Genomic DNA, 24,267 nt, shown 5'->3' on the forward strand with positions numbered 1-24,267 from the left:
GCTATCCGGAACTCGGGCCGCGCTCACGTTTCCCCTGGAGGGGCCCGGTCGTTGGAGGGTCGTGACTCTTCTGACGAGGCGGGCAGGGGCGGGCTTGGCCGCCGTGGCGGCAGGGGCGGCCCTGCTGGGCGGCCTGGCCGGATGCACCAAGGACGGCGGATCCCCGGTGGAGATCCAGCTGCCCGGCAAACCCCGGTCGCCGGACGAGGCCATCCGGATCACCCCCGACGACAACGCCAGAGGCGTACCCGCCGACGGCCCGCTCACGGTCAGCGTGCCCGAGGGCCGGCTGGAGCGGGTCGTCGTCACCAAGGTGGAGGACGCCCAGGAGGAGCAGGTCGCCGGCTCCATCGCCGACGACGGCCTCAGCTGGAGCCCCGACCCGGCGAACGGCCGGCTCGCGCTCGCCGCCAAGTACACCGTGGACGCGGTCGCCCTCGACGGGCACGACCGCCGCCAGGCCCGGCACACCACCTTCACCACCTACGTGCCCGAGGAACGGTTCATCGGCTACTTCAAGCCCGAGAACCGCTCCACCGTCGGCACCGGCATGATCATCTCCTTCAAGTTCAACCGGGCGATCGAGCAGCGCGCCGCCGTGGAGAAGGCCATCACCATCACCTCCGACCCCGCGGTCGAGGTGGCCGGGCACTGGTTCGGGCGCGAGCGCCTGGACTTCCGGCCCAAGGCGTACTGGAAGGCGGGCACCGAGATCACGGTGAAGATGAACCTGCGCGACATCGAGGGCGCGCCGGGCTCGTACGGCATCCAGGACAAGACCATCCGCTTCACCGTGGGCCGCTCGCAGGTCTCCACCGTGGACGCGGCCGCGCACACCATGGAGGTCCGGCGCGACGGCGAGCTGCTGTCGACCGTGCCGATCAGCGCCGGGGCGCCCAAGAACACCACCTACAACGGCAAGATGGTGGTGATGGAGATGTTCGACGTCACCCGGATGAACGGGGCGACCGTCGGCTTCACGAGCGAGGACGGCAAGGGCGAGTACGACATCCCCGACGTCCCGCACGCCATGCGGCTCACCGCCTCCGGCACCTTCCTGCACGGGAACTACTGGGCCAGCCCCGACACCTTCGGCTCCACCAACACCAGCCACGGCTGCGTGGGCCTGCGCGACAACAAGGGCGGCGGCTCGGACACCCCCGCCGGATGGTTCTTCGACCGGACGCTGGTCGGCGACGTGGTGGAGGTCGTGAACTCGCAGGACAAGACGGTGGCCCCGGACAACGGCCTGGGCGGCTGGAACATGTCCTGGCCGGCCTGGGTCGCGGGCTCCGCCCTCGGCTGACCGCGTCCCGCCCCCGACTGCGGACCGATCGAGTGATTGTCGGACCGCAATGCCGTACCGGGCGAGTGTCCTTCGTCCGACGCGCCGAGACCCGCGCCCAGCCTGTACGGGCCAGCAGCGCGGGAAACGGACGGAGCGTCATGTCAGGCAGCGCGACCGCAACGTGGTCTTCCCGCCCGTCCCCGTCCGCACCGGCCGCGACGACCAGGAGACCCGCCCCGGCTGGCACGAGGTCTACTGGCGCAGCATCGACCACAAGTCCTCCCTCTACGACAACGCCCCCATGCCGTACGCCCAGTTCTTCGACGGCGGCCAGGCCCTGCACGGCCGCCCCGGCGACCTCTACGCCCACGGCGGCTCCGCCGGCTGCGTGAACCTCTCGGTCCCCGACGCGGGGCGCCTGTGGGACCTGCTCACCGAGGGCGACGCCGTCTACGTCTGGGGCACCAAACCCGGCACCGAGGACTGATCCGTCCGCCGCCCCGGCACTTGGGACGGAACGGTGACACGAGCGTGGCTCTTCGTGATCCCCCCATGTGATTACCTGTCGACAAGCGCGCGACTGCCCGCGCGCGGGGGACATGGGGAGAAGAAGAGTGAACCTGCAGCCGATACGCGGCCGCGTCCGCGTTGGCCTGCCGGCCCTCCTGCTGGGTGCGGCGCTGCTGCTCACCAGCGCGTGCAGCGCCGGCGGCGATGGAGGCGGCAAGGGCGGGAGCGGTGGCGGGGACGGCGGGAGCGGCAAGACCGGTACCGAGGCGTCCAAGGCCGTCGTGAGCGTCAAGCCGGACGACGGGGCCAAGGAGGTCGCCACCAACGGCGTCCTGAAGATATCCAGCACGGGCGGCAAGCTCACCACGGTGACCGTCGCCGACACCAAGGGCAACGCGGTGGAGGGCAAGCTCGCCGGCGACGGCGCGAGCTGGGAGCCCGCCCGCAACCTCGCCTCCGCCACCGAGTACAAGGTGCACGCGGTGGCCAAGGACGAGGCGGGCCGCGAGTCCGCCAAGGACACCACCTTCACCACCCTGACCCCCACCAACACCTTCGTCGGCCACTACACGCCCGAGGACGGCTCGACCGTCGGCGTGGGCATGCCGGTCTCGGTCAACTTCACCCGCGGCATCACCAACCCCGAGGCCGTCGAGAAGGCCATCACGGTGACGGCCGAGCCGTCCGTGCCGGTCGAGGGCCACTGGTTCGGCAACGACCGCCTCGACTTCCGCCCGGAGAAGTACTGGGCCGCCGGCACCAAGGTCACCCTGAAGCTCGCCCTCGACGGAGTCGAAGGCCGCCCGGGGGTCTACGGCAAGCAGACCCGTACGGTCACCTTCACCGTCGGCCGCTCCCAGGTCTCCACGGTCGACGCGGCCGACCACACGATGCAGGTCGTCCGCGACGGCCAGGTGGTCAAGAACGTCCCGATCACCGCGGGCGCGCCCTCGACGACCACGTACAACGGGCAGATGGTCATCAGCGAGAAGTACAAGGTGACCCGGATGAACGGCGCGACCGTCGGCTTCGGCGGCGAGTACGACATCTCCGACGTCCCGCACGCCATGCGGCTGACGAACTCGGGCACCTTCGTCCACGGCAACTACTGGGCCTCCTCGGGCACCTTCGGTTCGGAGAACGTCAGCCATGGATGCGTGGGCCTGCGCGACGAGCGCGGCGCCGGCGACCCCGACGAGCCGGCCGCCTGGTTCTTCGACAGCTCGCTGATCGGCGACGTGGTCATCGTGAAGAACTCCAAGGACAAGACGGTCGCCCCGGACAACGGCCTCAACGGCTGGAACATGGACTGGGCGGAGTGGATCAAGTAGCCCCCGCCCGCGGGTAGTCGTTACGCCGGCCGAGTGGCCCGGTGCTGTGACCCACAGCACCGGGCCACTCGGCGTTAACCGCGATTAACCTGGCCCGTATGACCATCTCTCTCGAAGTCTCCGAAGGCGTCGGCACCATCCTCCTGGACCGGCCGCCCATGAACGCCCTGGACATCGCGGCCCAGGACCGGTTGCGCGAGCTCGCCGTGGAGGCGACGGACCGGGGCGACGTCCGGGCCGTCGTCATCTACGGCGGCGAGAAGGTGTTCGCGGCCGGCGCGGACATCAAGGAGATGCAGACGATGGACCACGCGGCGATGATCGCCCGGTCCCGCGCCCTGCAGGACTCCTTCACCGCCGTCGCCCGGATCCCCAAGCCCGTCGTCGCCGCCGTCACCGGCTACGCCCTGGGCGGCGGCTGCGAGCTCGCACTGTGCGCCGACTACCGGATCGCCGCCGACAACGCGAAGCTCGGCCAGCCCGAGATCCTGCTCGGCCTGATCCCGGGCGCGGGCGGCACCCAGCGGCTGTCCCGGCTGATCGGCCCGTCCAAGGCCAAGGACCTCATCTTCACCGGCCGCATGGTCAAGGCCGAAGAGGCCCTCGCCCTGGGCCTGGTGGACCGCATCGTGCCCGCCGCCGAGGTGTACGAGCAGGCGCACGCCTGGGCCGCCAGGCTGGCGCAGGGCCCGGCCATCGCGCTGCGCGCGGCCAAGGAGTGCGTGGACGCCGGCCTGGAGGCCGACATCGACACCGGCCTCGCCATCGAACGCAACTGGTTCGCCGGTCTGTTCGCCACCGAGGACCGGGAGCGCGGGATGCGCAGCTTCGTCGAGGAGGGCCCGGGCAAGGCCAAGTTCCTCTGACGCGGCCCGCGGGGCCCCGGCTCGGGGCCCCGTCGTGTTCGGGTCCACGGCAAGCCGACTCGCGGCGCTCCCCTTTGTGTGGGTTATCCAGGCCTTAAGAGCACCTTAAGGAGAAACGATGATCCACTCAGCGTGATTAAAGTGACGCACAATGTCACTGCAGGTCAGAGTTGTATCACTGGCTTCCGCTTGCCGATTGCATATGACAGGACGCCCTCGCGGAATCGTTCATTCCGGCGGGTGTTTTCCTGCGGAACGGCCCGGGTGGGCGTATCGGCCGTCCATGATGGGTGCATGGCGGGCCTGGAGGGTGTGGAACAGTCGCGGCAGCGCAGCAGCAGCGCTTCCGTGGTACGGCTCACGGCGGCGATCGAGGACGAACAGGGCCTCAAGGCGCTGGAGTTGTACGGCAATCCGGTTGAGGCGGAAGTGACGCTGCCGTCCATGCCCGAGTCGGCGAGCACCGCCCGGCGGCTCACCCGTGGCGTGGTGATCCGGCTCTGGGGCCTCTCGCCGCAGACCGCCGAGCACGCCGTCCTGCTGGTCTCGGAACTCGTCGGCAACGCGGTCCGGCACACCGGGGCGCGGTCCTTCGGCTTACGGATGCTCCGGCGGCGCGGCTGGATCCGCGTCGAGGTGCGCGACCCCTCGCGCGGGCTGCCCTGTCTGATGCCGGTCCACGAGCTGGACACCACGGGCCGCGGGCTCTTCCTCGTCGACAAGCTTTCCGACCGCTGGGGCGCCGACCTGCTGCCGCGCGGCAAGATCACCTGGTTCGAGATGCGGGTGGCCGACCGCTAGTCCCGTGGCCGGCGGACCTTTCCGGCCGCAGCGCCCAGCCCTTCGGGTCCGGCTTCCAGTCCTGGACGAGGAGGCCGGGCAGCACCTCGTCGAGGAACTCGCCCATCACCCAAACCGACCGCGGTGCCGACCGGCGTGCCGCCGTCCAGTTCCACCACGGAGAACGGGGACGCACCCCTGCTCCTTGTCGTCCACCACGAGCCGCGAGTCCTTCGAGCCGGGCCCCGCACACACAGAAACCCCCTGCCGCCGTGGTGAGGCGCTGCGGGGGTTTCATGGGTGCGCCGAGGATCGAAGGGGGTGTGATCCTCGGCGTGGCGACTTCGCTCGGGTCAATGGGAAGCCGTGATTCCGACTATGGCAGACGAGGGACCAAACGCCAAAAGTCCTAAGTTGGACATAAGTGTGCATATAGTAATAGTTTCCACCTAAAACCAAGGTGAGCTGGGCCACGCACCTCGTAATCCATGAATAAGTATGGACTGTTCTGTGTAAATCGTTGATCACATAGCGGACGGACCGCCGACTGGGTGCACCTCGGCGGAGGTCCTGAATTGGGTCAATCATTACCTCTAGGGTCATCCACCCCTTAAATGGGCAGGTGATCTGCTACCCGGACCGCCGAACCGCCCTCCGTGCCGGCGCGGCGGTCGCCGCCGGTGCCCTCACCGCCGCCTGCGGCACGGGCGGCGGCCGTACCGCCCCGGCCGCTCCCGCCGCGACGGCGCCCGCCAAAGCCGCCGCCCCGGCCAAGCCCCTCCCCGCGGCGGCCGGCCCGCGCAGGTTCACCGGGCAGCCCGTCGAGATCGGGCACGGGCCGCGCGAGCGCCCCCGGGTCGCCCTGACCTTCCACGGCAACGGCGACCCCGCCATCGCCAAGGCCGTGCTCGCCGAGGCGGAACGGGCGGGCGCGCGGGTCACCGTACTGGCCATCGGCACCTGGCTCGACGCCCACCCGGACATGGCCCGGCGGGTCCTGGACGGCGGCCACGAGCTCGGCAACCACACCCAGCACCACCTCGCGATCAACGACATGGCGCAGGACCGGGCGTACGCCGAGATCACCGGCTGCGCCGACCGCCTCAAGCGCCTCACCGGGTCCATCGGCACCTGGTTCCGCCCCTCCCAGACCCAGTACGCGAGCCCGCTCGTACGCAAACTCGCCCAGCGGGCGGGCTACCCGCACGTCCTCTCGTACGACGTCGACTCCCTCGACTTCACCTCGCCCGGCGCCGCGGCCGTCATCCGCAACGTCACCGGGACGATCCAAGGCGGATCGGTGGTGAGCCTGCACTTCGGCTACGCGGACACGGTCGACGCGATGCCGCCCCTCCTCGAAGAACTCGCGCGCCGCAAGCTGCGCGCGGTGACCACCACGGAGCTGCTGACCCCATGACGACCATCCGCCTTCCCCGGAAGGCCACCGCGCTGCTGGCCGGTCTGGTCTTCGCCGCCCTCGCCGGCTGCGGAGCAGCCGACAAGGGACCCGCCGAGGCCATGGGCACGAAGGGGCCGGTCGCGCCCCCCGTCAAAGCCGTTCCGGCCGTGCCGCCCGGCCTCGCCGGGATGCCACCGGTCCTCGACTCCAATGACGTGTACGCCGCCGACCGGCCGAACAAGCTCTCCCCGGTGGTCAAGGACTTCCCGTCCCGCGTGTACGTACCGAACACCAACTCCAACACGGTGTCCGTCATCGACCCGGCGACGTACAAGGTCATCGACACCATCCCCGTCGGCGTCCAGCCCCAGCACGTGGTCCCGTCCTGGGACATGAAGACCCTCTGGGTCAACAACAACCGGGGCCACACGCTGACCCCGATCAACCCCGCCACCGGCGAGGCCGGCGATCCCGTCGAGGTGCACGACCCGTACAACCTCTACTTCACCCCCAACGGCAAGTACGCGATCGTCATGGCGTCGATGGACAAGGAACTCGTTTTCCGCGACCCGCACACGATGAACCGCGTGAAAACCGTCCCGGTGACCTGCTTCGGCGTCAATCACGCCGACTTCTCCGCCGACGGCCGGTACTTCATCGTCTCCTGCGAGTTCTCCGGTGAACTCCTCAAGGTGGACACGGAGAAGATGGAGGTCATCGGCCAGCAGAAACTGCCGTTCGAGGGCGCGATGCCACAGGACGTCAAGGTCTCCCCGGACGGCAAGACCTTCTACGTCGCGGACATGATGGCGCACGGCATGTGGGTGCTCAGCGGCGACAAGTTCGACACCCCCAAGCTGCTGCCCACCGGAAAGGGCTGCCACGGCCTGTACGTCAGCCGCGACTCCAGGGAGATGTACGTATCCAACCGCGGCGAGGGCAGCATCTCGGTCTTCGACTTCAAGCAGAACAAGCTGACGAAGAAGTGGGAGCTGCCCGACGGCGGCAGCCCCGACATGGGCGGGGTCTCCGCCGACGGCAAGGTGCTGTGGCTGTCGGGCCGCTACAACTCGGAGGTCTACGCGATCGACACGGCCAGCGGCAGGCAGATCGCCAAGATCCCGGTCGGCGGCGGCCCGCACGGCCTCGCCGTGTACCCGCAGCCCGGCCGCTACTCCCTGGGCCACACCGGCATCTTCCGGTAGGGAACGCGAAAGTGCCCCGGGAGCTCGCACAGCTCCCGGGGCACCGTCATGGGGTCACCAGGCGACGGGGAGCCGCTCCGGCAGCCGCTTGATGAAGCCGGTGCGCCATACGAGGTTCTCCGCGGGCACCGCGAGCCGCAGCCCGGGCAGCCGCTCGACCAGCACCTCCAAGGCGATCTCGGCGTGCGCCCGGCCCAGTGCGGAGGCCGGGCAGAAGTGCCGGCCGGCGCCGAAGGCCAGGTTGGGGTTGGGGCTCTCGCGCTCCAGGTCCAGCTCGTCCGGGTGCTCGAAGGCCTCCGGGTCGAAGTTGGCCCCCTCCAGCAGGACGAGGACGAGCTCGCCCTCCTTCACCAGCACGTCGCCGACCTGGACGTCCGCCATCGCGATGCGCGGCAGGCCGTCACCCACCGACAGGTTCCAGCGCAGCAGCTCGTCGACCGCCTTGCCCATGCGCTCCGGGTGCTCGCGCAGATACCCGATCAGCTCGGGCTTCTGGAGCAGCGCCAGGACGGCCAGGGTGAGGAAGGCGGAGGTGGACACCGCGCCGGCGCCGAAGAGGGAGACGGCGACGGTCGCGAACATGTCGTCGGTCAGGTGCGCCGACTCCGGATCCGCCTCCTTCAGCTCGGCGAACTCGCCGAGGAGCCCCGTACGCTCCTCGGCAGGCAGCGCGAGCTGAGCCTTCAGCTGATCGGCGAAGTAGCCGACGTCCTTGTACCAGTTGAGCGCCGAGTCGGCGAACGGCTCGCGCGCGGTCATGAACGCGACGTCCAGCCCCGACATCAGACGCCGCCAGTCCTCGAACGGCACCCCCAGCACCTGACAGTGCATGGCCGCCGAGAAGGGGTCGGCGAACCCCGCCCGGAGGTCAGTCGGACCTCCCTCGGTGACGAGCCGGTCGACCAGCTCGCCGGCCGTGGCCCGCAGCCGGTCCCGGAGCCCCTTCCGGCGCGGGTTGAGCGCCTTCATCACCGCGTTGCGCAGGCCCGCGCTGTTGATGTTGCCCATGTTGTTGACGACCTCGGGCGGGATCGTCAGCGCGTACTGGCGCGGGACCCCGGCGTTCGCCGTGTCCTTCAGGCTGAAGCGCTCGTCCTCCAGCACCTGCTTGGCCAGCGCGTAGCTGCTCACCAGCCAGGCCGGGTCCCCGGTGAGGGTGCGGACCTTCGCGACGGGCGCCTTCTCGCGCAGCCAGGTGCACTCCTCCGGGAGGACGTCACCGCGCCGCGAGAGCGGGAAGTCGAGGAGCGGCTGCTCCCGGGTCTCCCGGCCCTCAAGCTGCTCGACGCTCATCGACGTTCCTTTCGGTTGACGCGTGGTTCGCGTGGGGTACGGCGCCCGTGGCCCCGGCCGGTTCGGGCCGTACGACGGCGTACGCCTGGTTGCGGGTCGCGCGCAGGCCCCCGCCTCGCGCGAACAGGACATCGGTCATCGGCATCTTGACGTGGTAGGCCACCACCGAGGACGGCACGTCGAGAATGCTCGGGGTGTCCACGAAGAACGGCAGCTCGGCCGCCATGTAATCGAAACAGACCTGCAACTGGCTGTCCGTGATGGATTCACCTTCCGGCACCTTGGAGCCGACAAAATGCAGGGCCATTTTCTCGCAGCCCTTGCGGAATTCGTCGTCGGTCTCCAGGAAATGCAGTACGCGCCGGTGCAGTAGTTGGTAGACGGGATTCGTCTGGAACTCCGAAAGTGCCCTCACTCGGATCTCGGCGGGCGGAGGCCCTGATTCCTCCACGCCTTTGAGAATGCGCCGCCGGACTGCCTTGATTTCCTTCGTCGCGCGCTTCTCGGCGTGTTCCCGGGTGTAGCCGAAGGCGGCGAACATCCGGTCGACGTGGAGGTCTGCGTAGACGAAGTCGACCTGCGCGAAACGGGTCGTGGCCCATCGGGCGAGGCTGGTGATGCGCTCGGAACTGAAGTAGCTGTTTCCCGGACTCACTCCGATGAGCACATGGTCGCCGTCTTCCCAGATATGGCGGCAGGTGCGGGTGAAGGGCAGGACTTCGAATGATGCGTCGGCTGTGATCGTCACCTGTGTGTCGCCCTTGTTGCCGCTTGTCCCTGGGAGCCCTGCGCTCCTGGTGTGGCGGCAATGTCGGTACGTTATGCCGTGGCCCCGGAGCGTGACAAGTGGGGGCCGGATTTGTTGGCTGGAATTATCGCTTCCGCATTACGGAAAGGTAATGGAATATCTATCTGCCGCTCGAACGGGACCCGCGGGGACGACGGGCTCCGCAGGCCGCTACCCTGAGCCGGTCAACAAGCACCAAGAAGGGGTGGACCCAGTGGCGGACATCGAGAGCGCACGGACGACGTTCGGCAAGTTCGACGCGGACGGCGACGGCTTCGTCACGGCCGACGAGTACAGCGCGGCCATGAAGGCGATGGGCGACGCGTACGTCACCGGCGCGGTCGCGGACGCCGTGATCGCCGCCAAGGACTCCAACGGCGACAAGCTCCTCAGCTTCGACGAGTTCTGGGCCTCCCTGAACAAGTAGGCCTCGCACCGCCCCCGCCCGCCTGCCGCAGCGGGGGCGCGTCAGGCGCCGGGTGACCCGGCGGCCGGAGCGGTCCGGGACCGGTCCGGCGACCGTCGTCGACCGGTGTCCTGCCATGGGAACGCAACCAGGTCCGGCTCGACCCAACCGGTCCTCGCCTGTGAGCCGGCCAGCGTCGCCGGACGGTAGAAGCGGGTCAGAAGGCGCTTGTCGAGCAGGCCGGGGTGGTGGCCGGCGAACGCGGTGAAGTCGTCGTCGCCGTGTTCGGCCGCGTGGTGGCCCACCAGTTCCACCCAGGCGCGGCTGACGGTCGCGTGGTACTTCTGGGGTGCGCCCGCGTAGCGGGCGGTGCGCTGGATGCCGTCGCTGACCAGACCGACCGCCGCAGGCGTGCCGAACCGTCGCACGGCCAGCCACGTCAGATGTACGTGCTCCCGATGGCCGAACTTCCCCGTGCTCGCGGTCGCTTCGGCCATCAGCGCGTCGAAGTCGGCGGGCTGGGTGGTCATGAGGGCACCTCGGTCAGGGCCTGCAGGGCGGCGCGCAGGCAGGCGATGGTGTCGGCCGGCAGGCCGTGCAGTGCGCGGCGCTCCAGGTCGGCGATGGCCCGGCGGATCGTGGCGGCGGCCACCTCGCCGGAAGCGGTGAGTTCGATGAGCACCGCGCGGCGGTCTCCCGGGCGGCTGCCGCGGGTGATGTGGCCGCGTCGTTCCAGGCGGTCCAGCACGCTGGTCAGCGTGGTGGGGCGGGTACCGGCGGCCGCGCCGAGTTCGGACACGGTCCGGCCCCGGCCGTCGGCGAGATTGGCCAGCGCGTTGATCTCGGAGGGTGTCAGATCCAGGTCGGCGAGCTCCGCGGCGAGCACGTGCAGGGTGGCGTGGGTGGCCCGCTGGAGCGCGAGCAGGGCCGACCACTCCGATGGTGCGATGTCGGACTTCATGATTTTGGACTATACGATTTCGTATGACCTGCTGCAAGCCGGGTCCCCGGGCCTGCCACGCAGGGGTTCAGACCGCGCTGCCGCCGTCCCGGGCCGCCATGTCCTCGAGCTCGGTGAGGGCCTCTTCCAGCCAGGTCAGCCAGAAGCTCTCCAGGGCGATGCCGCCGTGCAGCACGAGCCGGCGCAGCCGGTCCTCGACGGCGTCCCGCTGCGGGGGGAAGTCCTTCGCCTCGATGGCCTCGTACTCCGCCAGCTGGCCCCGGTGCAGCTCCAGGTGCCGGCGCAGCTCCGCGCCCAGCCCCTGCGGGCCCACCACACCCGCCGCGCGGATCCGCAGCAGCAGCGGGTCGCGCATCGGCTTCGGGTCCTGGCTCTCGCCGACCCACCGCGCCAGCTCGGCGCTGCCGTCGGGCAGGACCTCGTACTCCTTCTTCTGCCCGCGCACGGGCGCCTCGCTGGGCAGCGCCCGGATCAGCCCGGCCTCCTCCAGCCGGCCGAGTTCGCGGTAGATCTGCTGATGCGTGGCCGACCAGAAGTAGCCGATCGACTTGTCGAACCGCCGGGTCAGCTCCAGCCCGGACGAGGGCTTCTCGAGCAGGGCGGTGAGGATGGCGTGCGGCAGCGACATGCGGCCATCCTAGGTTCGGGGCCCGCGGGAGCCCGGGCGCTGTCGCTTACCGCCAGGCGGCCAGCGCCTCCGGGATGCGGGGGCCGGGGGCATCCGGGCCCAGCAGGCCGTGGGCGCGCAGGAAGGCCGTCACCGTCGGGGACCAAGCCCGGCGCAGGCCCGCCGAGGCCAGCAGGGCGGGGTCCGACAGGAGGGTGCCGGCCGGTCCGAGGCGGATGCCCGACGGGGTCAGGACCGCCGCGTCGTCGGCCCAGCGGACCGCCAGGTCCACGTCGTGCGTGGCCATGACCACCGTGGTGCCCCGCTCGCGCAGGCCCGCCAGGGCGTCCAGCAGCCGCTCCTGCCCGTCCGGGTCGAGGCCCGCCGTCGGCTCGTCCAGGATCAGCACGCGCGGCGCCATCGCCACCGCCCCCGCGATGGCCGCGCGCTTGCGCTGCCCGTACGAGAGCAGGTGCGTCGGGCGGTCGCGCAGGGCCGTGATGTCCAGCGCGGCCAGCGCCGAGTCCACGCGGGTCCGTACCTCCTCGGGCGCCAGGCCCAGGTTCATCGGGCCGAAGGACACGTCCTGTTCCACCGAGGCGGCGAAGAGCTGGTCGTCCGGGTCCTGGACCACCAGCTGGACCGCCGTGCGCAGGCGCGTCAGGCCCTTGCGGTCGTGGCTCACCTCCGCGCCGTCGAGCCGCAGCGCGCCCGTGCCGGGCCGCAGGCCCCCGCTCAGCAGCCGCATCAGGGTGGTCTTCCCGCTGCCGTTGCGGCCCAGCAGCACCAGCGCCCGGCCCTGCGTGATCCCGAAGTCCACGCCGGACAGGACGGCCGGACCGTCCTCGTACGCGTAGCCCGCGTCCACCAGTTCCACCAACGGCCTCACAGGTAAAGCCCCTTCAGCAGGAGAGTCAGGGTGATCAGTGCGCTCAGCAGGGCGCCGGTCGCCGCGAGGAACCGCCACGACAGCGCGGCCTGCGGCACGAGCACCCGCAGCGCGCCGTCGTAGCCCCGCCCGGCCAGCCCCGCCTGGAGCCGCGCCGCGCGGTCGAAGGCCCGTACGAACGAGGTCGCGGCGAGACCCGCGAGGGAACGCCACACCGCGGCCCGGCCGGTGTGCCCGAGGCGGGCCGCCTGGGCCTGGCGGACCTGGGCCATCGAGTCCAGCAGCAGGAAGCCGATCCGGTACATGACCAGGGCGACGTCCACCACCGGGGCGGGCACCCCCGCCCGCACCAGCCTCGGCAGCACGTCCGAGACGGGGGTGGTGAAGGCGAACAGCAGCAGGCCGAGGGAGGCCGCCGAGGTGCGCAGCAGGAGTTCCGTCGCATGGCGCGGGCCGTCCGGGGCGAGCGAGACGAACCCGCCCGGACCGCCGACGGCGAACAGCAGCGGCAGCGCGCCGGTCAGGCAGAAGCCCAGCGGAGCCCGGAAGGCCCGCCACAACTGCCGCCGGGACACCCCGGCGGGGCCGAGGAGCAGCGCGAGGGCGGCGGCTGCGACCAGGGGCCCGCCGGGCCACGGCGGCAGGCACACCGCGGTGACGGTCAGCCCGACCCCCAACAGGGCCTTCTCCAGCGGGTGGCGGTGGCGCCAGCGGCTGCCGTGCGCCGCGACGTCGATCGGCAGCACCGCGCTACGCCTCCGGCGCGGCGGCCGAGGCGCCGACCGTGGCCGTGGCCGAGGTCGAGGCGGCCTGCGCCGCGCCCTGGCGGCGGCCCTTGCGGACGCCGAAGTAGTACGCGAGCACCCCCGCGCCGAGCGCCGCCTGGAGGGCGAACAGCGCGGACTCCACCTCCCCGGACGGGGGCTCGTACAGGGGCGAGAACCACGGCTCGTAGTCCGGCTTCAGCTCGGTGATCGCCGACTCCGCCTGCGCGTCGGCGCCCGTGAACGGCTCTTCCTTGTCGTCGCCCAGCCCCAGCGCGAGCGGGAGCACGGCGAGCGCCGCGACCAGGAACAGCAGCAGGGTGTTGATCTTCGCGTTCCGGCTCATCACAGCCCCGCCTCCTGCTTCGTGGCGCCCTTGGTCCCGGTGAGCTTCGCGACGCCGAGCCGGACCAGGTCCGGCGCGCTCGACTGGATCAGCAGCCGCATCACGAGCACGGTCAGCAGCCCCTCGCTCACCGCGAGGGGGATCTGCGTGAGCGCGAAGATCTCGCTGAACTTCTCGAGCGAGCCGAGGAATCCGGTGGCCTCGTCGGGGAAGGCCAGCGCCAGCTGGACGGAAGTGACGCAGTAGGTGACCAGGTCGGCGAAGAAGGCGCCGAGGAAGACGGTCACCATCAGCGGGACGTCGAAGCGGCGCAGCAGCCGGTAGACCCCGTAGCCCGCCCAGGGGCCGGCGATGGCCATCGAGAAGACGTTGGCGCCGAGGGTGGTCAGGCCGCCGTGGGCCAGCAGCAGGGCCTGGAAGAGCAGGGTGATCGTGCCGAGCACCGCCATGATCGGCGGCCGGAACAGGATCGCGCCCAGCCCGGTGCCGGTGGGGTGCGAGCAACTGCCCGTCACCGAAGGGATCTTCAGGGCGGAAAGGACAAAGGTAAACGCTCCGGACGCCCCGAGCAGCAGAGTGCTCTCGGGATTGGCCTTCACCTCGCGGGTGAGGGCGCGGACGCCGTGTACGACAAAGGGAGCGGACGCGGCGCCCCAGGCGACCGCGTGCAACGGGGGCAAAAAACCCTCGGCTATATGCATGAGTGGGGAGACCTCTCCAGCACCTCGTGGATGGACAACGCGCCCCGGCCGGTCTCCTGGCTCACGGGTGCTGATGCCCTGTCTCCGCCTTCCCGGGCGGCGCGGAACCTCCCGCGCAGCCCAGTGGCTTCCCGCTGGGGGCACCTCCCAGACGGAATCTGGGGGAGATGGAGCCGGACTTCCCGTTCACAGTGGCGAGGGCCGCACCGGTTTCCCACCGGTTTCCCGAACACCAAGGCCCGCTGACCCTAGTCGCCCGGACGGACCAGTAACAACCCGCCCCAATCCGGACGGACGCGGTCCGGTGGCCGGGCCGGACGGCGGCCGGGAGGGTGGGGGAGTGGCTTCTGACTTCGATTACTCGGACCTGACCGCCGTCTACGTGAACTGCACGCTCAAACGCTCGCCCGAGACCAGCAACACCGAGGGCCTCATCGACAAGAGCCGCGCCGTCATGGCCGCGGCCGGCGTGCGGACCTCGCTGATCCGCGCCGTGGACCACGACATCGCCACCGGCGTCTGGCCGGACATGACCGAGCACGGCTGGGAGAGCGACCAGTGGCCCGTGCTCTACAGCCAGATCATGGACGCCGACATCCTCGTGCTGTGCGGCCCGATCTGGCTCGGCGACAACAGCTCCGTGATGAAGCAGGTCATCGAGCGCCTCTACGCCTGCTCCTCGATCCTGAACGAGCGCGGCCAGTACGCCTACTACGGGCGCGTCGGCGGAGCGCTGATCACCGGCAACGAGGACGGCGTCAAGCACTGCGCCATGAACATCCTCTACAGCCTCCAGCACCTCGGCTACGCGATCCCGCCGCAGGCCGACGCCGGCTGGATCGGCGAGGCCGGGCCCGGACCCTCGTACCTCGATCCCGGATCGGGCGGCCCGCAGAACGACTTCACCAACCGGAACACGGCCTTCATGTCCTGGAACCTGATGCACCTCGCCGCCCTGCTCAAGCGCGCCGGCGGCATGCCCGCGCACGGCAACCAGCGCTCCGAGTGGGACGCGGGCTGCCGCTTCGACTTCCCGAACCCCGAGCACCGCTGAAGCCCCCTCGGAGACGCCGCAAAAGGGCCCGCACCAGGCTCTGCCCCGAGCGGCGGCCCAGCGCGTCGGCCTCCCCCCCCAGGTGGTGCAGCGCCGCGGCCGTGGCCGAGCGCTCCAGGGCGGTCCGGCCCAGCACGGCCGCCCGGCGAGCTGAGGGCGGATCCGGCGCCCGGGGCGTACGACGCCCCGGGCACCGGCGGTCAGCACCTGGCGGGATGCGGGAAGTCGACGACGAGCCGCTCGGGCGAGTGCAGGACCGAGGTGGTGTGGGAGGGAGCGGTGTCGAAGGCGGCGCCGAAGGTGACTACCCCTCGTAGTCGCCGGTCAGGGCGATCCCCTTGAGCTTGCTCAGGTGGATCTGCTGGACCTTCGGGCCCTGGTGGGCGGGGCCGCCCCTCAGCGCAGGAGCAGGGCGCTCAGCTCGGCGTCGAGGTCGTAGTGACGCTGCTCCTGCCCGCGCGGCACCAGCTCCGTCATCCGCCGGCACAGCTCCCGCACGTCCTTCGCCCGGGCGGACACCAGGCAGCTCTGCGCGCCGTTGCTGAAGGCGAGGAAGACCCGCGGCTCGGTGCCCTCCCGGCGCGGCCAGACCTGGATGTCGCCCTCGCCGGTGGCGCAGGCCTGTCCGTCGAGCAGCAGCTCCCGGGAGAACACCCACCGCGCGAGGTGCATCCCGGCGCCCTCGAAGTCGAGGGCGAGCTCGTAGGGGCGGTCGGAGCGGTACACGAAAACGCCCCGCAGAGGGACCGGGACGGGCACCGCCTCCAACCGGAGCGCAAGGACGCGGTGTTCGGTGCTGGACATGCGGCCGCCTCTCTCTCGGCGTGGGGGATTTGCGACCCACTCGGGCAAGTTAGCCCACCCAGCGGCTCCACCCCCGTGCCGAAGGTCCTCTCTGGCCGGGCCCCTGGACCCTTTTCCGCCAGCGGGGCGGGGGCGCACGGGGGCGGACGGGGGCACGGCACCCGACCCGGAAACGGCGAATGGGCCCGTGCAACTGACCTGCGTGACAAGGTGGTTGAGTGGAAATCGACCGCGCGACAGGGGAGCACCGGATGCGGCGACACCGATGGTCAGGACGGGCGCTGACCGCCCTGGCACTCGCGGCGGCGGCCGCCGGCTGCGGTGGCGACGGGGACCGGCAGGTCTCGCAGGACGGCAAGGGGGGCTACCCCTGGGTCGCGACGGAGGAGATCTGCAACGCCCTGCCGTACGGCGAGCTGGCCGACCCGCTCGGGGCCCGCCGGGAGGTCGCCGACCGCACGGGGCGCAGCGGTGGCGGCGCGCCCGGCTTCGCGTGCGTGCAGCCCCTCGTCGAGACGGGCCCGGCGGTCTACGGGAACGCCAAGGTCGAGCTGGACTTCGCCTTCACCGAGAGCGTCGACTTCGCCCGGGACATCCACGCCAGGGACCGGGAGAACACGGCCAAGGAAGTCAAGGACAGTGGCCTCGTCCCCGTGCAGGGAGTCGGGAAGGAGGCGTTCCGCTTCGGCTACGACAAGCCCGCCGAACTGCACCAGGTCCGCGAGCTCCACGTCCGGGACAGCAACCTGCTACTGGACGTGACGGTCACCGCCGACGCCCGGACGCCTCCCACCCCCGAGAGCCTGAAGGCCCTGGACGCGGCGGTGGACGCCTTCGCCAAGGGCTGCCTGAAGAGCCTGCGCACGCGCGGCTGAACGCGTGGGGGCCCGGCGCGTGCGCCGGGCCCCCACGTCAGTCGTTGCGGCGGATCAGCACTCGATGACGTTGACCGCGAGGCCGCCGCGGGCGGTCTCCTTGTACTTGACCTTCATGTCGGCGCCGGTCTCCTTCATGGTCTTGATGACCTTGTCGAGGGAGACCTTGTGGGTGCCGTCGCCGCGCATCGCCATCTTGGCCGCGGTGACGGCCTTGACCGCCGCCATGCCGTTGCGCTCGATGCACGGGATCTGGACCAGGCCGCCGACCGGGTCGCAGGTCAGGCCGAGGTTGTGCTCCATGCCGATCTCGGCCGCGTTCTCGACCTGCTCCGGGGTGCCGCCCAGGACCTCGGCGAGGGCGCCGGCCGCCATGGAGCAGGCCGAGCCGACCTCGCCCTGGCAGCCGACCTCGGCGCCGGAGATCGAGGCGTTCTCCTTGAAGAGCATGCCGATCGCACCCGCCGCGAGGAGGAAGCGGACCACGCCGTCCTCGTCGGCGCCCGGCACGAAGTTCACGTAGTAGTGCAGGACGGCCGGCAGGACGCCCGCCGCGCCGTTCGTCGGCGCGGTGACGACGCGGCCGCCCGCCGCGTTCTCCTCGTTGACCGCCATCGCGTAGATCGTCGTCCACTCGCTGCGGTGCATCATCGGGTCGCCCTCGGTGCGCAGCTGGCGCGCCGTCGAGGCGGCCCGGCGCTTGACCCGCAGGCCGCCCGGGAGGATGCCCTCGCGGGACATGCCGCGCGAGACGCAGGACTGCATGACGCGCCAGATCTCCAGGAGGCCCTCGCGGATCTCCTCCTCGGTGCGCCAGGCCTTCTCGTTCTCCAGCATCAGGGAGGAGATCGACAGGCCGGTCTCGTTCGCCAGGCGCAGCATCTCGTCGCCCGAGCGGAAGGGGTACTTCAGCACCGTGTCGTCGAGCTTGATCCGGTCCTCGCCGACCGCGTCCTCGTCCACGACGAAACCGCCGCCCACCGAGTAGTACGTCTTCTCCAGCAGCGGGGCGCCGGTTTCGTCGTACGCGAAGAGGGTCATGCCGTTCGCGTGGTACGGCAGGGACCGGCGGCGGTGCAGGATCAGCTGGTTCGGCTCGTCGAAGGCGATCTCGTGCACGTCGCCTATCTCGGCGCCGAGCAGCCGCAGGCGGCCGCTCTGGCGGATGCGCTCGACCTCGGCGTCGGCCGTCTCCACGTTCACGGTGCGGGGGGAGTGGCCCTCCAGGCCCAGCAGGACCGCCTTGGGGGTGCCGTGGCCGTGGCCGGTCGCGCCGAGGGAGCCGAAGAGCTCCGCGCGTACCGAGGCGGTCTGCGCGAGGACACCGTCCTTCTTCAGGCGGGTCACGAACATGCGTGCCGCCCGCATCGGACCGACCGTGTGGGAGGAGGAGGGGCCGATGCCGATGGAGAAGAGGTCGAAGACGGAGATGGCCACGGTGGCGGACTCCCTTGTCTGCTCGTGGGGTGGGAGGGGGCAGGAGAGGCGGATTGGTCGGATTTTGTCCGGCAGCTGAGCTTAACGCGGTGAGGTGAACAGCTCGGCTGCCGGACGGGGTGGAAAGGTTTCGTTCAGGCGGGGGTCAGCTCGCGCTCCGGTACGGCCCCGGCGGCCTCGGGGCCGTCCAGCACGGGATCCGGGCCCGGCAGGCCCGCCTGGTGGGCCCGTACACCGGCGCGGACGGCCCAGAAGTACGTGACCAAGGACATGACGGCCACCAGGGCGATGTCGTAGCCGCCCGGGATGGTGCCGCGGCCGCCGAAGTCGGCGGAGCCGAGCCAGGAGAGCAGGGACAGGGCGCCGAGGAAGAACACGATCCACCAGGCCGGGGCGAACTGCCGGCCGAGGTTGCGCTCCCCCTTGCGGTGGAGCACCAGCGCCGCGATCGGGGCGGCCAGCAGCGTCAGCGCGGTGACGATGCCGGTGTTCGGCCACTTCGACCAGTACAGCGCGCAGGCGGCGAAGACGAAGGTCAGCGGGCAGAGGATCTTCGCGGCGGGCAGCCGGAAGGGGCGGGGCAGGCCGGGCTTGGTGCGGCGGAAGACGCCCACCGCGATCGGGCCGATCAGGTACGAGATGACCATGGCGGCCGAGATGACCGGGGCCAGGGTCTTCCAGCTGTGGCCGACGGTGACCAGCAGCAGGACGGAGAAGCCGAGGTTGGTCCACATCGCCGGGCGCGCGGTCCCGTACACGGGGTGGGTCCGCATGAGCCGCTTGGGGAAGAAGCCGGTCTCGGCGATGTTGCGGACCATGTACGCGGCCGAGGCGACGTTGGCGATGTTGGAGCCGGCGGGGGAGATGAAGGCGCCGAACTGCAGCATCACCACCACCCAGTGGATCATCAGCAGCTTGGCGAGCTCGGCGAAGGGCGAGTTGAAGTTCACGCCCGACCAGCCGCCGGCCTGCGCCAGGTGCTCCGGCGGTACGGCGCCCAGGAAGGCCGTCTGCAGGGCGAGGTAGATCACCAGGCCCAGGCAGAGCGCGCCGACCAGGGCGATCGGGATGGCCCGGCCCGGGTTCTTGGCGGCGCCGCCGAGGTTGACGACGGCCTGGAAGCCGTTGAAGGCGAAGATCACGCCCGAGGTGGTGACGGCGGTCAGGACGGCGGTCCAGCCGTTCGGGGCGAAGCCGCCGTGGGCCGTGAAGTTGTCGGTGTGGAAGCCGGAGGCGATCAGCGCGACGACCGCGAGGACCGGGATGGCGAACTTGACCACGGTCAGGGCGGCGTTGATCTTCGCCAGGAGCTGGACCGACCAGTAGCAGGACAGCCACAGCAGGAAGGTGAGCGCCAGCGCCACGAACATGCCGAAGGTGGTCAGCTGGTGGGACCCGGCGTCGACCAGGTCCTCGGCCCAGCCGAAGCTCCACGAGGACATGTACTGGGTCGCGGCGATCGACTCGATCGGGATCAGCGAGGCGACCGCGATCCACACCGCCCAGCCGGTGATGAAGCCGAGCACCGGGCCGTGCGAGAGGCTGCCGTACCGGGCCATGCCGCCGGGGATCGGGTAGGCCGCGCCGACCTCGGCGTAGGACATGGCGATCATGCCGATGAACACGGCGCCGATGACCCAGGCCACGAGCGCCGCGGGACCGGCGACCTGGGCGGCCGTGCCGGCGCCGAAGAGCCATCCCGACCCGAAGATCGAACCTACGCCGATCATCATCAACGAGAAGAGACCGAGGCCCTTCTTGTTGGCTGCGCTCATGTCCATGCGTGCGTTTCCGTCCTGCCGGGGGATGCCGTCCTGCTCTCACGCGGAGCCTATTTGCCATTTCTTGGTAAATTCAGTGGCAATGGGCCGCATCCGCCCGGGGCTTTGGTCATGAAAAGGGCCCGGCCCTGTGCAGAACAAGGCCGGGCCCTCCCAGGCCGTCGCCTAGAGCGTCGGGTACAGCGGGAACTTCGCGGCGAGCGCGGAGACGCGCGCCTTGAGGTCCTCGCCGTCGTACGCCGGCTTCAGCGCGGCCGCGATGATCTCCGCGACCTCGGTGAAGTCCTCGGCGCCGAAACCGCGCGTGGCCAGGGCCGGCGTACCGATCCGCAGGCCCGAGGTGACCATCGGCGGCCGCGGGTCGTTCGGGATGGCGTTCCGGTTGACCGTGATGCCGATCTCGTGGAGCCGGTCCTCGGCCTGCTGGCCGTCCAGCTCGGAGTTGCGCAGGTCGACCAGGACCAGGTGAACGTCGGTGCCGCCGGAGAGGACGGAGACGCCGACCTCGGTGACGTCCGGCTGCACCAGGCGCTCGGCGATGATCTTCGCGCCTTCGAGGGTGCGCACCTGGCGCTCCTTGAACTCCTCCGAGGCCGCGACCTTGAAGGAGACCGCCTTGGCGGCGATCACGTGCTCCAGCGGGCCGCCCTGCTGACCCGGGAAGACCGCGGAGTTGATCTTCTTGGCCAGCTCCTGGGTCGACAGGATGACACCGCCGCGCGGACCGCCGAGGGTCTTGTGCGTGGTGGTGGTCACGACGTGGGCGTGGGGCACCGGGTTCGGGTGCAGGCCCGCGGCGACCAGGCCCGCGAAGTGCGCCATGTCGACCATCAGGTACGCGCCGACCTCGTCCGCGATGCGGCGGAAGGCGGCGAAGTCCAGCTGGCGCGGGTAGGCGGACCAGCCGGCGACGATCAGCTGCGGCTTGGACTCCTTGGCGAGGCGCTCGACCTCGGCCATGTCCACCTGGCCGGACTCGTCGACGTGGTACGGGACCACGTTGTAGAGCTTGCCGGAGAAGTTGATCTTCATGCCGTGGGTCAGGTGACCGCCGTGGGCCAGGCTCAGGCCCATGATCGTGTCGCCCGGCTTCAGCAGCGCGAACATCGCGGCCGCGTTCGCCTGCGCACCCGAGTGGGGCTGCACGTTCGCGGCCTCGGCGCCGAACAGCGCCTTGATGCGGTCGATCGCGATCTGCTCGACCACGTCGACGTGCTCGCAGCCGCCGTAGTAGCGGCGACCGGGGTAGCCCTCGGCGTACTTGTTGGTCAGGACCGAGCCCTGGGCCTCCATGACGGCGACCGGAGCGAAGTTCTCCGACGCGATCATTTCCAGGGTCGACTGCTGGCGCACGAGCTCGGCGTCGACGGCGGCGGCGACGTCCGGGTCGAGCTCGTGGAGAGGGGTGTTCAGTACAGACATCAGGGTCCCCTGGGGTCAGTTACCGGCGGTGAGCTTGGCGTACTCGTCGACGGAGAGCAGGTCGGCCGGCTCCTCCGTGACGCGCACCTTGAAGAGCCAGCCGCCCTCGAACGGCGCCGAGTTCACCAGCGACGGGTCGTCCACGACGTCCTGGTTGGCCTCGACGACCTCACCGGTGACGGGGGAGTACAGGTCGCTGACCGACTTGGTCGACTCCAGCTCGCCGCAGGTCTCGCCCGCGGTCACCGTGTCGCCGACCTCGGGGAGCTGGGCGTAGACGACGTCACCGAGCGCGTTGGCCGCGAACTCCGTGATGCCGACCGTCGAGACGCCGCCCTCGGCGTCCGACAGCCACTCGTGCTCCTTGCTGTAACGCAGCTGCTGGGGGTTGCTCATGACCTGATTCTCCTGGATGCGGGGGAGTGGATACGAACGGTGGTCTTGGGTACTGAGACGGCTCTGTACGGGGTACCCGTGCGGCAGCGCCGCGTACGGGCTACTTCTGCCGCTTGTAGAACGGCAGGGCCACGACCTCGTACGGCTCATGCGTACCGCGAATGTCCACGCCGACGCCGGAGGTGCCGGGCGCGGCGTGTGCCGCGTCGACATACGCCATCGCGATCGGCTTGCCCAGCGTCGGGGACGGGGCGCCCGAGGTGACCTCGCCGATGACCTGGCCGTCGGCCACGACCGGGAAGCCGGCGCGCGGGACGCGGCGGCCCTCGGCGATCAGACCGACCAGCTTGCGCGGCGGGTTGGTGGCGGCCCGCTCGGCGGCGGCCTCCAGGGCGGCGCGGCCCACGAAGTCGCCCTCCTTCTCGAACTTCACGACCCGGCCCAGGCCCGCGTCGAACGGGGTGAGGGAGGTGGTCAGCTCGTGCCCGTACAGCGGCATGCCCGCTTCCAGGCGCAGGGTGTCGCGGCAGGACAGGCCGGCCGGGACCAGGCCGACGCCCTCGCCGGCCTTGGTCAGCGCCTGCCACAGCTCCACGGCGTGCTCGGGGGAGACGAACAGCTCGAAGCCGTCCTCGCCGGTGTAGCCCGTACGCGCGATCAGCGCGGGCACCCCGGCCACCGTGCCGGGCAGGCCGGCGTAGTACTTCAGCCCGTCCAGGTCGGCGTCGGTCAGGGACGCCAGGATGCCGGGGGACTCGGGGCCCTGGACGGCGAGCAGGGCGTACGCGTCGCGGTCGTCGCGGACCTCGGTGTCGAAGCCGGCGGCGCGCTCGGTGAGGGCGTCGAGGACGACCTGGGCGTTGGAGGCGTTGGCGACGACCATGTACTCGGTCTCGCCCAGGCGGTAGACGATCAGGTCGTCGACGATCCCGCCGTCCTCCTGGCAGATGTGCGTGTAGCGGGCGCGGCCGACGCCGACGGTGGAGATGTTGCCGACCAGCGCGTGGTCCAGGGCCTTGACGGCCTCCGGGCCGGTCAGGGTGATCTCGCCCATGTGGGAGAGGTCGAACAGGCCGGCCTTGGTGCGGACGGCGTTGTGCTCGTCGCGCTCGCTCGCGTACCGAAGGGGCATGTCCCAGCCCGCGAAGTCGGTCATGGTCGCACCGAGCGAACGGTGCAGCGCATCGAGGGCGGTCAGGCGGGGGGCAGTGCTCATGGGTGTGGCTCCCGGGTCCCAGGGCATGACATGACGAGGAGGATCCTCCCCATCTGTCATCGGAACCTGAGAGGTTCGCCGAGAGGCCCCGGATGCCGGGGGATCGTCGACTTGCACCTTGGGTGGAGCGCACGCCGGTGTCACGGAGACGGGTGGCGCGGCTCGCTTTTCAGATCTGCCTCATCCACGCGGTACGGGGCCTGAGAGATTCAAGGGAGGTACTTGCTCCTTCGGCGCCCGGACACGGCCTTGCGGCGTGCCGGGACTCTCCCGCGCGGATTCAAGCGGCCGGTATGCAGTTGGTGTCCAGATGGCGCACATCATTGCACGGTGCGGCGCGGATTGGGCGTGGGGGGTCGAAAGAGCGTACGGACCGGAACCGGGGCTGCCGGATTACCGTCTCTTTACACTCAGTGGGCATGGGCTCCCGGGAGCCCGATTCGGGGGAGGCGAGCACTGTGCGGAGATTCGGAGCGCTGGCGGCGACGGGGTCCGTGGCGGGGATGCCGGCGCAGCGGGGACGCGTGCGCGAGGCTGCCCGCGGGCCGGTACGGGACCTGCGCGGTCCGGGGGTGCGCGGCCCGCAGCGGCTCGGCTTCGCCGAGGGGGACATCGTGGTGGTGTCCGGGCTGCCGGGCGGCGGCAAGAGCACGCTGATCAAGCGGGCGGCGGCCGAGGGCGGGGCGATCGACTCCCAGGACACCCGCGAGCGCTGGGAGCGGCGGATGCCGGGGGCCCTGCCGTACGCCGTCTACCGGCCGCTGGTCCGCGTCGCCCACTACCGCGGCCTGTGGCGGACCCTGCGCTCCGGTGCGTCGGTCGTCGTCCACGACTGCGGTACGCAGAGCTGGGTACGGGGCCTGCTCGCGGCGGCCGCGCGGCGCCGGGGCCGGGCGCTGCACCTGCTGCTGCTGGACACCACCGCGCAGGAGGCGCTGTCCGGCCAGGCCGCGCGGGGCCGGGGCGTCTCGGCGTACGCCTTCGCCCGCCACCGCGGCGCGGTGGCACGGCTGCTGAGCGACGCGGAGGCCGGCCACCTCCCGCCCGGCTGCGCCTCGGTGGTCCTCCTGGACCGCCGCTCGGCCGCCGCGGTGACCCGCATCGCCTTCCACCCCCGCGCCGACGCCTGACCCCCCACCGCGGGCCTTG

At 70.8% G+C, this 24,267-nt stretch carries 25 protein-coding genes, 1 pseudogene and 2 riboswitches; of the genes and pseudogenes, 11 read left to right on the forward strand and 15 right to left on the reverse strand.

The genetic code is table 11. The features are described 5' to 3' along the window. The first annotated feature begins 70 nt into the window (after positions 1 to 70). From ACFWB8_RS09360 to ACFWB8_RS09390, 7 genes and pseudogenes are all read left to right on the forward strand, one after another. On the forward strand, positions 71 to 1,306 hold the full coding sequence (locus ACFWB8_RS09360) for an Ig-like domain-containing protein (protein ID WP_385224016.1): 1,236 nt from the start codon (positions 71 to 73) through the stop codon (positions 1,304 to 1,306). 157 nt (positions 1,307 to 1,463) lie between these two features. Beyond that, a pseudogene (locus tag ACFWB8_RS09365) lies at positions 1,464 to 1,775 on the forward strand (L,D-transpeptidase); the annotation flags it as partial. A 112-nt stretch (positions 1,776 to 1,887) separates the two neighbouring features. Continuing rightward, entirely contained in the window at positions 1,888 to 3,129 is a 1,242-nt protein-coding gene (locus tag ACFWB8_RS09370) for an Ig-like domain-containing protein (protein ID WP_385223883.1), read from the forward strand. A gap of 98 nt (positions 3,130 to 3,227) precedes the next feature. Then, on the forward strand, positions 3,228 to 3,995 hold the full coding sequence (locus tag ACFWB8_RS09375; protein WP_385223884.1) for an enoyl-CoA hydratase/isomerase family protein: 768 nt from the start codon (positions 3,228 to 3,230) through the stop codon (positions 3,993 to 3,995). A gap of 294 nt (positions 3,996 to 4,289) precedes the next feature. Beyond that, complete coding sequence (locus ACFWB8_RS09380) at positions 4,290 to 4,796, forward strand: ATP-binding protein (protein ID WP_385223885.1); 507 nt, start codon at positions 4,290 to 4,292, stop codon at positions 4,794 to 4,796. A 604-nt stretch (positions 4,797 to 5,400) separates the two neighbouring features. After that, complete coding sequence (locus ACFWB8_RS09385) at positions 5,401 to 6,192, forward strand: polysaccharide deacetylase family protein (protein WP_385224018.1); 792 nt, start codon at positions 5,401 to 5,403, stop codon at positions 6,190 to 6,192. Then, the gene (locus ACFWB8_RS09390; protein WP_385223886.1) at positions 6,189 to 7,379 is read left to right on the forward strand and encodes a YncE family protein; all 1,191 of its coding nucleotides are present in this window, start codon (positions 6,189 to 6,191) and stop codon (positions 7,377 to 7,379) included. The genes ACFWB8_RS09385 and ACFWB8_RS09390 overlap by 4 nt, the downstream gene beginning before the upstream one ends. Positions 7,380 to 7,433: 54 nt before the next feature. On the opposite strand, the gene ACFWB8_RS09395 is transcribed toward ACFWB8_RS09390, so the two are convergent. Continuing rightward, on the reverse strand, positions 7,434 to 8,672 hold the full coding sequence (locus ACFWB8_RS09395) for a cytochrome P450 (protein WP_385223887.1): 1,239 nt from the start codon (positions 8,670 to 8,672) through the stop codon (positions 7,434 to 7,436). Continuing rightward, the gene (locus ACFWB8_RS09400; protein ID WP_385223888.1) at positions 8,653 to 9,420 is read right to left on the reverse strand and encodes a tRNA-dependent cyclodipeptide synthase; all 768 of its coding nucleotides are present in this window, start codon (positions 9,418 to 9,420) and stop codon (positions 8,653 to 8,655) included. Before ACFWB8_RS09400 ends, ACFWB8_RS09395 begins: the two co-directional genes overlap by 20 nt. A gap of 253 nt (positions 9,421 to 9,673) precedes the next feature. Between ACFWB8_RS09400 and ACFWB8_RS09405 the strand changes: the two genes are divergently transcribed. After that, positions 9,674 to 9,886, forward strand: coding sequence for an EF-hand domain-containing protein (locus tag ACFWB8_RS09405; RefSeq protein ID WP_385223889.1), 213 nt, complete (start codon positions 9,674 to 9,676; stop codon positions 9,884 to 9,886). A 41-nt stretch (positions 9,887 to 9,927) separates the two neighbouring features. On the opposite strand, the gene ACFWB8_RS09410 is transcribed toward ACFWB8_RS09405, so the two are convergent. The 7 genes from ACFWB8_RS09410 to ACFWB8_RS09440 form a co-directional block, all read right to left on the reverse strand. Next, the gene (locus ACFWB8_RS09410; protein ID WP_385223890.1) at positions 9,928 to 10,395 is read right to left on the reverse strand and encodes a hypothetical protein; all 468 of its coding nucleotides are present in this window, start codon (positions 10,393 to 10,395) and stop codon (positions 9,928 to 9,930) included. Continuing rightward, positions 10,392 to 10,826: a MarR family winged helix-turn-helix transcriptional regulator gene (locus ACFWB8_RS09415; RefSeq protein ID WP_385223891.1), complete on the reverse strand. Its 435-nt coding sequence runs from the start codon at positions 10,824 to 10,826 to the stop codon at positions 10,392 to 10,394. Before ACFWB8_RS09415 ends, ACFWB8_RS09410 begins: the two co-directional genes overlap by 4 nt. Before the next feature lie 67 nt (positions 10,827 to 10,893). After that, complete coding sequence (locus ACFWB8_RS09420) at positions 10,894 to 11,454, reverse strand: PadR family transcriptional regulator (RefSeq protein WP_385223892.1); 561 nt, start codon at positions 11,452 to 11,454, stop codon at positions 10,894 to 10,896. A 46-nt stretch (positions 11,455 to 11,500) separates the two neighbouring features. Next, on the reverse strand, positions 11,501 to 12,322 hold the full coding sequence (locus tag ACFWB8_RS09425; RefSeq protein ID WP_385223893.1) for an ATP-binding cassette domain-containing protein: 822 nt from the start codon (positions 12,320 to 12,322) through the stop codon (positions 11,501 to 11,503). Further along, the gene (gene cbiQ, locus ACFWB8_RS09430; protein ID WP_385223894.1) at positions 12,319 to 13,068 is read right to left on the reverse strand and encodes a cobalt ECF transporter T component CbiQ; all 750 of its coding nucleotides are present in this window, start codon (positions 13,066 to 13,068) and stop codon (positions 12,319 to 12,321) included. Before cbiQ ends, ACFWB8_RS09425 begins: the two co-directional genes overlap by 4 nt. Positions 13,069 to 13,072: 4 nt before the next feature. Beyond that, complete coding sequence (locus ACFWB8_RS09435; RefSeq protein ID WP_385223895.1) at positions 13,073 to 13,432, reverse strand: energy-coupling factor ABC transporter substrate-binding protein; 360 nt, start codon at positions 13,430 to 13,432, stop codon at positions 13,073 to 13,075. Further along, positions 13,432 to 14,133: an energy-coupling factor ABC transporter permease gene (locus ACFWB8_RS09440; protein ID WP_385223896.1), complete on the reverse strand. Its 702-nt coding sequence runs from the start codon at positions 14,131 to 14,133 to the stop codon at positions 13,432 to 13,434. Before ACFWB8_RS09440 ends, ACFWB8_RS09435 begins: the two co-directional genes overlap by 1 nt. A gap of 28 nt (positions 14,134 to 14,161) precedes the next feature. Further along, positions 14,162 to 14,408, reverse strand: a riboswitch (cobalamin riboswitch). A gap of 65 nt (positions 14,409 to 14,473) precedes the next feature. Here ACFWB8_RS09440 and ACFWB8_RS09445 point away from each other — a divergent pair. After that, positions 14,474 to 15,187 (forward strand): flavodoxin family protein, encoded by a 714-nt coding sequence (locus ACFWB8_RS09445; RefSeq protein ID WP_385223897.1) that lies wholly within the window; start codon positions 14,474 to 14,476, stop codon positions 15,185 to 15,187. 396 nt (positions 15,188 to 15,583) lie between these two features. On the opposite strand, the gene ACFWB8_RS09450 is transcribed toward ACFWB8_RS09445, so the two are convergent. After that, complete coding sequence (locus ACFWB8_RS09450) at positions 15,584 to 15,991, reverse strand: SsgA family sporulation/cell division regulator (protein WP_385223898.1); 408 nt, start codon at positions 15,989 to 15,991, stop codon at positions 15,584 to 15,586. 251 nt (positions 15,992 to 16,242) lie between these two features. Here ACFWB8_RS09450 and ACFWB8_RS09455 point away from each other — a divergent pair, with 251 nt between their 5' ends. Further along, entirely contained in the window at positions 16,243 to 16,866 is a 624-nt protein-coding gene (locus ACFWB8_RS09455) for a hypothetical protein (protein WP_385223899.1), read from the forward strand. Between the two features lie 54 nt (positions 16,867 to 16,920). On the opposite strand, the gene ACFWB8_RS09460 is transcribed toward ACFWB8_RS09455, so the two are convergent. The 5 genes from ACFWB8_RS09460 to gcvT all read right to left on the reverse strand — a co-directional run bounded on the left by ACFWB8_RS09460 (position 16,921) and on the right by gcvT (position 23,118). After that, positions 16,921 to 18,303, reverse strand: a complete 1,383-nt coding sequence (locus tag ACFWB8_RS09460; protein ID WP_385223900.1) for an L-serine ammonia-lyase — start codon at positions 18,301 to 18,303, stop codon at positions 16,921 to 16,923. Between the two features lie 134 nt (positions 18,304 to 18,437). Further along, the gene (locus tag ACFWB8_RS09465) at positions 18,438 to 20,084 is read right to left on the reverse strand and encodes an APC family permease (RefSeq protein WP_385223901.1); all 1,647 of its coding nucleotides are present in this window, start codon (positions 20,082 to 20,084) and stop codon (positions 18,438 to 18,440) included. A gap of 165 nt (positions 20,085 to 20,249) precedes the next feature. Further along, positions 20,250 to 21,506: a serine hydroxymethyltransferase gene (gene glyA / locus ACFWB8_RS09470; RefSeq protein WP_385223902.1), complete on the reverse strand. Its 1,257-nt coding sequence runs from the start codon at positions 21,504 to 21,506 to the stop codon at positions 20,250 to 20,252. Between the two features lie 15 nt (positions 21,507 to 21,521). Beyond that, positions 21,522 to 21,902, reverse strand: coding sequence for a glycine cleavage system protein GcvH (gcvH, locus tag ACFWB8_RS09475; RefSeq protein ID WP_385223903.1), 381 nt, complete (start codon positions 21,900 to 21,902; stop codon positions 21,522 to 21,524). 100 nt (positions 21,903 to 22,002) lie between these two features. Beyond that, positions 22,003 to 23,118, reverse strand: a complete 1,116-nt coding sequence (gene gcvT, locus ACFWB8_RS09480) for a glycine cleavage system aminomethyltransferase GcvT (RefSeq protein WP_189972983.1) — start codon at positions 23,116 to 23,118, stop codon at positions 22,003 to 22,005. 179 nt (positions 23,119 to 23,297) lie between these two features. Beyond that, a riboswitch (glycine riboswitch) is annotated at positions 23,298 to 23,401 on the reverse strand. A gap of 220 nt (positions 23,402 to 23,621) precedes the next feature. Between gcvT and ACFWB8_RS09485 the strand changes: the two genes are divergently transcribed. Next, entirely contained in the window at positions 23,622 to 24,248 is a 627-nt protein-coding gene (locus ACFWB8_RS09485) for an AAA family ATPase (protein WP_385224020.1), read from the forward strand. Positions 24,249 to 24,267: the final 19 nt, after the last annotated feature.

The sequence above is a fragment of the Streptomyces sp. NPDC060031 genome (assembly GCF_042736805.1).
Lineage (GTDB): Bacteria > Actinomycetota > Actinomycetes > Streptomycetales > Streptomycetaceae > Streptomyces.